The sequence below is a fragment of the Mesorhizobium sp. M7D.F.Ca.US.004.03.1.1 genome (genome assembly GCF_003998635.1).
Lineage (GTDB): Bacteria > Pseudomonadota > Alphaproteobacteria > Rhizobiales > Rhizobiaceae > Mesorhizobium > Mesorhizobium loti.
Genome location: NZ_RZQG01000197.1, coordinates 1 through 7,922 on the forward strand (window position 1 = coordinate 1; position 7,922 = coordinate 7,922).

Genomic DNA, 7,922 nt, shown 5'->3' on the forward strand with positions numbered 1-7,922 from the left:
GCGCCATCTGGGCCAATCAGTTCGACAATGTCGCCAACCGTGACGGCCATATTCGCACCACGGCGGAAGAAATCTGGAACCAGACAGGCGGCAAGGTCGATGGCTTTGTCTCGGCGGTCGGTTCGGGCGGAACGCTGGCCGGCGTCGCCTTCGGGCTAAAGGCGAAAAGCAAGGATGTGAAGATCGCGCTCGCCGATCCGCTAGGGGCTGCGCTCTACTCCTTCTATACCAGCGGCGAGCTGAAGTCCGAAGGCAGCTCGATCACCGAAGGCATCGGGCAGGGGCGCATCACCGCCAATCTCGAAGGGTTCACGCCGGATTTTTCATTCCAGATCCCCGATGAGGAGGCGCTGCCGATCGTCTTCGACCTGATCCAGGAAGAGGGCCTTTGCGTCGGCGGTTCGACCGGCATCAACATTGCCGGCGCGATCCGTCTGGCCAGGGAATTAGGTCCCGGCCACACCATTGTGACCATTCTCTGCGACTACGGCTCACGCTATCAGTCGAAGCTGTTCAACCCGGAATTCCTGCGCGAGAAGCAGCTGCCGGTGCCGGGTTGGATGGAGCTGAAGAGCACGATCTCGGTGCCGTTCGAGAAAGTCGCCTGATGGCGTACAGGACGGATGCCCTGTTTCGTGACGACGCCTATCTGCGCACGGCGGATGCGACGGTTGTTGCCGTCAACGATCGCGGCGGCATCATTCTCGACCGGACGATCTTCTACGCCACGTCAGGTGGTCAGCCGGGCGACACCGGCTATGTCGAGCGCGGCGACGGCGGCCGCATCGCCATCGCCGCCACCATTACGGGCGAGACAAAGGACGAGATCATCCATGTGCCGGCGCCGGAGCAAGCGGTTCCGCAGGTCGGCGAGAAGGTGAGGCTGGCGATCGACTGGGAGCGGCGGCATCTCTTGATGCGCATGCATGCTGCCTGCCATCTGCTCACCGTCGTCTGCCCATTCCCGATCACGGGTGCTTCGGTTTCAGAAGACGACAGCCGTGTCGATTTCGATGCTCCCGATGCCGGCTTCACCAAGGAGGACGTCACCGCAGGGCTGATGGAGCTGGTGCGGGCCGATCACCTGATCTTTGTCAGGCTGATCAGCGACGAGGAACTGGCCGTGAACCCCGGCCTGGTCAAATCCAAGAATGTGCGGCCACCTGTCGGCACCGGCAAGATCCGCCTGGTCTGCATCGGCGACAACGCTTCGGTGGACAGCCAGCCCTGCGGCGGCACCCATGTCAAAAGCACCGGCGAAGTCGGCGAAATCCACATCGGCAAGATCGAGAAGAAGGGTCGCGAAAACAGGCGCTTCCGCATCCGCTTCGGTCCGATGCCGGCGGCCTGATACACAACGCTTTGCCGAGGACAGAGGGAACCAGAATGGCCGAAGATAGCCCTTTCACCGTTGATGCGGATTGGCTGCAGGAGCGCCTCAGTGAGCCAGGCTTGGTGGTCGTCGACGCGTCCTGGTATCTCCCGGCGCAAAAGCGCGATGCGCGCGGCGAATACGAGGCGGCGCACATTCCGGGCGCCCGGTTCCTGGATCAGGATGCAGTTTCAGATCCCGATTCGTCGCTGCCGCATACGTTGCCGTCGCCGCAGCATTTCGCCCAGTATGTGGGCGCCATGGGCGTGTCGGCCGATGACACTATCGTCGTCTATGACGGTCCGGGTTTCTTCTCTGCGCCTCGGGCATGGTGGATGTTCCGGGTGATGGGCGTGTTCCAGACCTATATTCTGGACGGCGGCTTCGATGGCTGGAAAGCCGCCGGCAGGCCGGTAACGACCGAACCGACTAAGATCGCGCCAAGCGTGTTTCATGCCGATTTCGACGCCGGGCGCGTTGCCAGCCTCGCTGACATGCGCAGGATCGTCGACACCAGGGCGAGCCAGATCGCCGATGCCCGTGGGCCGGGCCGCTTTACCGGCACCGAGCCTGAACCGCGCGCGGGTATCCGCTCCGGCCATATGCCTGGCGCGCGCAATCTGCCCTATTCGGCGCTGTCGGAAAATGGCGAGCTGTTGTCGAAGGACCGCCTGCGCAAGGTGATCGAGGACGCCGGCATCGATCTGTCGAAACCCGTCGTCACCTCATGTGGTTCCGGCATTACAGCCGCGGTGGTGACGCTGGCGCTGGAAACGCTTGGCCATACCGACAACAGGCTTTACGACGGCTCATGGACGGAGTGGGGTGGGCTTTCCGACACGCCTGTCGTGACTGGCAAGGAATGAAGACGATGGAAAACGGCGTGCTGGAAGACATCGAAGTCACGGTGACGTTCCTCGAGATGCATGTGCCGCCGGCCTATTCGCCGCCTGTGCCTTACAACCGTCAGGTCGCGCTGCTGAAGACCAAGGATATTCCGCTGCATTTCTATCGGTATCTGATGGACCGGGTGGGGCGCAAATGGCACTGGGTCAATGTGCTGCGGCTGGATGATGACGAGCTTTCCGCCGGCATCCACCGCGAAGACCGCGACATCAGGGTGCTCTACCTCGACGGCGCACCGGCCGGCTTCTTCGATCTCAAGCCGCATCTGCCGGAAGAAGTCGAACTCGCCTATTTCGGCATGATGGAACATGCGACCGGGCAAGGCATCGGCCGCTGGTTCCTGGGCTCTGCCATCGCCGCCGCATGGTCGTACGGACCGAAGCGGGTGACGGTGCAGACCTGCACGCTCGATCATCCCGCGGCTTTGCCACTCTACCAGAAGCTTGGTTTTGCACCGGTGGCGCAAAAGAAGGAGACCGTGCATCCGCTGCCGTTCGCCGAACGCTCGGCCAGCGTCATGCGGCCGTGACACCAGCCGGAATCTGACATCAGCTGGAATCTGAACTCGCCGTTCATCGGCGCTTCAGGCTGCCTTTGGCATGTTGCCCGCACCATCAATGCGGCCAAGGCCGAAGGAGACAAAGACATGCTGACCCGCCGTACACTTGCCGCCGCGCTGATCGCAGCCATTGCCATGCCGAGCCTTGCCGCCGCCCAGGCGACCACGCCTTCGGCCGCGACGATTGAGCGGAAGCTTGAGGCAGCACCCCGCGTGAAGTTGCGGCCAAACGAGCGCGTCACCATCCGCGAATTCAAGCGGCGCCCGGATTTGCGCCGCATGGCCCGCTCGATCGATATCCAGTCGATCAACTTCGCCTTCGGTTCGGCGGCCATTTCCAACTCGCAATACGACAAGATAGAAAACATCGCCGATGCGCTGCGGCGCATCCTGCGCCGCGATCCCGGCGCCCGCGTGCTGATCGAGGGCCATACCGACGCCGTCGGTTCTTTCCAGTCGAACCAGGCCCTGTCCGAACAGCGCGCCGCTTCGCTCAAACGCACGCTGGTGCGCGAATTCGGTGTGCCCGGCTATGCACTGGAAACCGTTGGTTACGGTGAGGAGTTCCTGCTGGTGCAGACGCAGAATGAGAATTGGCAGAATCGCCGGGTGACGTTGCGCCGCTTCGACGATTTCATACGCTGATCTCATGAAGGACGACATGCATTGTTTAGCTGGCTAATCATGCCGGATTGAAGGGACAACTGATGTGAACAGATCTGGTCCGGGAGCGATCGCAGAAAGTCGATCGGTCCTTCGACATTTGGCGGGAATCGGGTGGGAAGCGTGGATCTGAGGGCATAATTTCCGGTCAACGACACCGGAGATTTCACCATGACAATCCAGTTCAAGGCCTTGCCGACCGAAGATGTCAGAGCTCTGCAGCGCGGCGGCTCCGACGCTTATGGCCAGACGCCCGAGCGCAGAATTTCCGACGGTGACGGCATGCCTTGCCGGCACTGCCTGAGAAACATCGCCGCCGGTGACGCTTACCTCATTCTGGCCTACCGGCCATTCCCGGAGCTTCAGCCCTATGCCGAGACCGGGCCGATCTTCCTGCATGCCGAGGAATGCGACCGTGCCGCCGGGAGCGAAGCACTTCCCGAGATTCTCGAAAGCCCCAACTATATCGTGCGCGGCTATGGCAGCGATGATCGTATCGTCTATGGCAGTGGCGGTGTCATCCCAACCGGAGACATCACCGCGCGGGCCGCCACCTTGTTGGAACGGGACGATATCGCCTACGTCCATGTCCGCTCGGCGCGCAACAATTGCTACCAGTGCCGCATCGAGCGCGCATGAGGCGCCGGGATTGCCGACGGGAGACGCTGTCGTACTCCCGTCGCACAATCGCGATAGAAAGCGATTGTCGATCGATTTGCCGACCGCGGATGAACCGGCGGCAAATCTCGATATCGAGGAAGCGGGGCTTTGGCTCCGCTTTTTTGTTGCCCGCGTTTTTCGCAAGGATTGTCCGCGCAAAGAAAAAACCCGCCGGCGAGGCCGCCGGGCTGCAACTGTTTGGCTGGAGGGCCTTTTAGTTGAACTTGTACCTCGCGCCGAGACGCACGGTCTGGAAGGACGGGGTGTCTTCGAGGAAACCACCCGAGCCGAAGTCTTCCTTCTGATACTGCGAATAGCGGTACTCGAGACCGACGGTCATATTGCTGGAAACGGCTGTTTCCAGGCCGCCACCGATCGAGAAGCCGCTGGAGCCCCAGTCGTAGATGTCGGCGCTGCCGCCACCCGGTGCTTCTGCATGCAGATCAAAATGCTGCCAGCTGTAACCGCCGAGCACATAGGCCAGGGTTGATTCGTTGACCTTGGCACCAATTCGAGCGAGGGCATCGAAGCCATAGTCGGCGTCGCCCTTGATTGAGCCACCGCCGAGATCGAGCTTGGACTGGATGCCAGAATAACGGGCGTCCAACTGAACGCCTGCGACCCAGCTGCCGAAATCATGATCATAACCGACGCTGGCCTCGCCGAACACGCCTTCGCCGCCGATGCCGTCCAACTCAACGGCACCTAGGAGCGTCAGGTCATGCACCATCGTGCCGGCACCGAGCGCACCTCCAACATAGAACCCGCTCCAGTTGTAGGCTGGGGTAGCAAAAGAAGTGCCGCCACCATTCTGCGCGCCGAAGCGATAGTTGGCAGCAATATGGAAGGTGTGGGTGGACGGCTCGACGTTCAGAGGGGCGCCGCCAAGATTGAGGACCGACTTGTCGCCGTAGTCTGCATAGCGATATTCGGTCTTCAGCGTCCAGTTGCCACGCAGCGCGGTTTCCATGCCAACGCCGAGAACATAGCCACTGCGGTCCTGCGAAAATTCCAAGCCGTCCGCTGCGCCCGACCCATCAAGCTTGAAATGCTGCCAGGTATAGCCACCAAGCACATAGCCCAGCGTATTCTGATTGAGCAGGTAGCCGGCGCGCAGGCCAACATCGAAGCCATAGGAGTTTGTCAGATCGACATCGCCACCTGCAATGCTCAACGAGGGACCGATGTTGCTCAAATTCGCGTCGATGAAACCGCCGAGCAGGAAACGCTCCGAAACCATGTAGTCGTAGCCTGCGGTCAATTCACCAAACACGCCATTTCCACCAAGGCCATTGAAGCCCAGGCCCGGCACGCTGAACTTATGCACACTGGCGCCAAAGCCGCCGCCAATGCCGACGTAGGCTCCGCTCCAGTTGAAGCCGCTCGCTTCGACTGGCTGCACGACGTCGGCCGCGTGAGCGGCAGACATCAAAGCTACGAGTGACACAGCGGAAAAAAGAAAAGACTTCGCAGAAACGCGAATGAACATAGCCCAAACCCCTAATTAATAAGCCCGGAATCTTCCTAGCAAGGAGTCGGCTAATTTAGGTATGGCAAAAATGCAACAATGTTAGGCAAAGTGCCGTAACGGCACATGTTTTTGATTCCGAATTGCCTGAAAAACAGGCGCCGATATCCTTGATTTCTCGAAGAAAAACCCGCCGGCGTAAACCGGCGGGCTGACAGGAGAAAGTTTTCCTAGGTGAGATTTCAGGCCGCGAGAACAGCTTTCGGCTCGACCAGTTCGTAGCCGAGTGCTTCGGCGACCGCCCGGTTGGTGATCTTGCCCTTGTGGACATTGAGGCCGTTGCGCAAATGATGGTCGTCGACCAGCGCCTTCAGGCCCTTGTCGGCAAGCTGCAGGCCGTAGTGAAGCGTCGCGTTGTTGAGCGCATGGGCTGACGTGACCGGCACCGCGCCCGGCATGTTGGCGACGCAATAGTGGATGACGCCGTCGACCTCGTAGGTCGGATCGGCGTGAGTGGTGGCATGCGAGGTCTCGAAGCAGCCGCCCTGGTCGATGGCGACGTCGACCAGCACCGAGCCCTTCTTCATGCCCGAGAGCATTTCGCGCGAAACCAGCTTGGGCGCCGCGGCGCCCGGGATCAGCACCGCGCCGACGATGATGTCGGCCGAAAAGCACTCTTCTTCCAGCGCTTCGACAGTCGAGTAGCGGGTATGGACGCGACCGGTGAAGAGGTCGTCGAGCTGGCGCAATCTCGGGATCGAACGATCGATGATGGTGACATCGGCTCCAAGCCCGACCGCCATCCTGGCAGCGTGCAGGCCGACAACGCCGCCGCCGAGCACGGTGACCTTGCCGGGCAGCACGCCGGGCACGCCGCCGAGCAGCACGCCGCGGCCGCCATTGGCCTTCTGCAGCGCCGTGGCTCCGGCCTGGATCGACAGACGTCCGGCGACTTCCGACATCGGCGCCAGCAGCGGCAGGCCGCCACGATCGTCGGTCACGGTCTCGTAGGCGATTGCCGTCACGCCGGACGCAAGCAGGCCCTTGGTCTGTTCCGGATCCGGGGCAAGATGAAGATAGGTGTACAGGATCTGGCCTTCGCGCAGCTGCGCCCATTCGTTGGGCTGCGGCTCCTTGACCTTGACGATCATGTCCGACTTGGCGAACACGTCGGCGGCCGTCTTGGCAATCGTGGCGCCGGCGGCGCGGTAGGCGTTGTCATCGGCGCCGATGCCGGCCCCGGCGCCGGTCTCGACCAGCACTTCGTGGCCGTGGGCGACATATTCGCGGACCGAGCCGGGGGTGAGGCCGACGCGATATTCGTGGTTCTTGATTTCCTTGGGGCAGCCGACGCGCATTTTCTTCTCCTGATCCGGCCCTTTTGGGCTCGTTCCCTGTATGGATGGAGTGAACCACGAATCGGTGTGCAGGTGTTTGCGAATGCGCTTGCGCGGATGGGCGCGTTTCGATAATTGTTGCGCAAAATAGCAGGATATTCGCAGGATTCACGAAAAATGCCGCTCGACAGGATTGATATCGCCATTCTCGAGACTCTGCAGAAGGATGGCAGGATACCCAATGCAGCACTTGCCGAGAAGGTTGGCCTGTCGCAGTCGGCCTGTTCGCGCCGGCTCGACAATCTGGAGAAATCCGGAACCATCCGCGGCTACCACGCCCGGCTTTCCAATGCAGCACTTGGCCACCAGATGACGGCGATCGTGCACATATCGCTGTCGGGACAGTTCGAGAAGACGCTGTCGGATTTCGAGGCGGCGATCAAGCGCTGCCCGAACGTGCTGTCGTGCCATCTGATGTCGGGCGAATACGACTACATCCTGCGCATCGCGGCAAAGGATCTCGTCGACTATGAGCGCATCCACAAGGAATGGCTGTCGGCGATGCCGCATGTGACCAAGATCAATTCGTCCTTTGCCTTGCGCGAAATCGTCGACCGGACCGCCATGGGCATGAAGCCGGAAATGGCCTAGGTCACCGTTACGATCCGATCCATCGGGATATCGTGCGGTTGCGGATAGATGGTGGCGATGCGCTGCAGCTCATAGCCGACGCCGATGACCAGCGGCTTGAATGGCATGGCGGCCAGTGTGCGGTCGAAGAAGCCGCCACCATAGCCCAGGCGATAGTTTGACGGATCGATGCCGACGATCGGCGAGATGACGATGTCGGGCAGCACCGGATCGCCCTCGGCGGGGATCGGGATGTTCCAGATGCCTTTTTCCAGCCGATCTCCGGATTTGTAGGTACGGAAGATCCGCGGTTGCCCTTTTTCCCCG

At 61.2% G+C, this 7,922-nt stretch carries 10 protein-coding genes; 7 read left to right on the forward strand and 3 right to left on the reverse strand.

The window, feature by feature from the left end; all coding sequences use genetic code 11:
• The 6 genes from EN935_RS13745 to EN935_RS13770 all read left to right on the forward strand — a co-directional run.
• Positions 1-608: pyridoxal-phosphate dependent enzyme (locus EN935_RS13745; protein WP_127373378.1), on the forward strand; the 608-nt coding region annotated here is incomplete at its 5' end.
• Positions 608-1,351 carry an alanyl-tRNA editing protein gene (locus tag EN935_RS13750; RefSeq protein WP_127266059.1) on the forward strand — a complete coding sequence of 248 codons (744 nt, stop codon included), beginning with the start codon at positions 608-610 and terminating at the stop codon, positions 1,349-1,351. The genes EN935_RS13745 and EN935_RS13750, both read left to right, overlap by 1 nt.
• A gap of 35 nt (positions 1,352-1,386) precedes the next feature.
• Positions 1,387-2,238: a 3-mercaptopyruvate sulfurtransferase gene (sseA, locus tag EN935_RS13755; protein ID WP_127373379.1), complete on the forward strand. Its 852-nt coding sequence runs from the start codon at positions 1,387-1,389 to the stop codon at positions 2,236-2,238.
• A 5-nt stretch (positions 2,239-2,243) separates the two neighbouring features.
• Positions 2,244-2,807: a GNAT family N-acetyltransferase gene (locus EN935_RS13760; RefSeq protein ID WP_109672357.1), complete on the forward strand. Its 564-nt coding sequence runs from the start codon at positions 2,244-2,246 to the stop codon at positions 2,805-2,807.
• 117 nt (positions 2,808-2,924) lie between these two features.
• Positions 2,925-3,482, forward strand: coding sequence for an OmpA family protein (locus EN935_RS13765; RefSeq protein ID WP_126069187.1), 558 nt, complete (start codon positions 2,925-2,927; stop codon positions 3,480-3,482).
• A gap of 189 nt (positions 3,483-3,671) precedes the next feature.
• Positions 3,672-4,139, forward strand: a complete 468-nt coding sequence (locus EN935_RS13770) for a DUF1203 domain-containing protein (RefSeq protein ID WP_109672311.1) — start codon at positions 3,672-3,674, stop codon at positions 4,137-4,139.
• A 235-nt stretch (positions 4,140-4,374) separates the two neighbouring features.
• Here the strand turns inward: EN935_RS13770 and EN935_RS13775 are convergent, their stop codons facing one another.
• Both EN935_RS13775 and ald read right to left on the reverse strand, forming a co-directional pair.
• Positions 4,375-5,649 (reverse strand): outer membrane beta-barrel protein, encoded by a 1,275-nt coding sequence (locus tag EN935_RS13775; protein ID WP_164771120.1) that lies wholly within the window; start codon positions 5,647-5,649, stop codon positions 4,375-4,377.
• A gap of 221 nt (positions 5,650-5,870) precedes the next feature.
• Positions 5,871-6,986 carry an alanine dehydrogenase gene (gene ald / locus EN935_RS13780; protein WP_127263509.1) on the reverse strand — a complete coding sequence of 372 codons (1,116 nt, stop codon included), beginning with the start codon at positions 6,984-6,986 and terminating at the stop codon, positions 5,871-5,873.
• 156 nt (positions 6,987-7,142) lie between these two features.
• Here ald and EN935_RS13785 point away from each other — a divergent pair, with 156 nt between their 5' ends.
• A complete protein-coding gene (locus EN935_RS13785) occupies positions 7,143-7,616 on the forward strand; it encodes an Lrp/AsnC family transcriptional regulator (protein ID WP_010909317.1) in 474 nt (157 codons plus the stop codon).
• Here the strand turns inward: EN935_RS13785 and EN935_RS13790 are convergent.
• Positions 7,613-7,922: 5-formyltetrahydrofolate cyclo-ligase (locus tag EN935_RS13790; RefSeq protein WP_127373380.1), on the reverse strand; the 310-nt coding region annotated here is incomplete at its 5' end. The two genes, EN935_RS13785 and EN935_RS13790, sit on opposite strands and share 4 nt — an antisense overlap.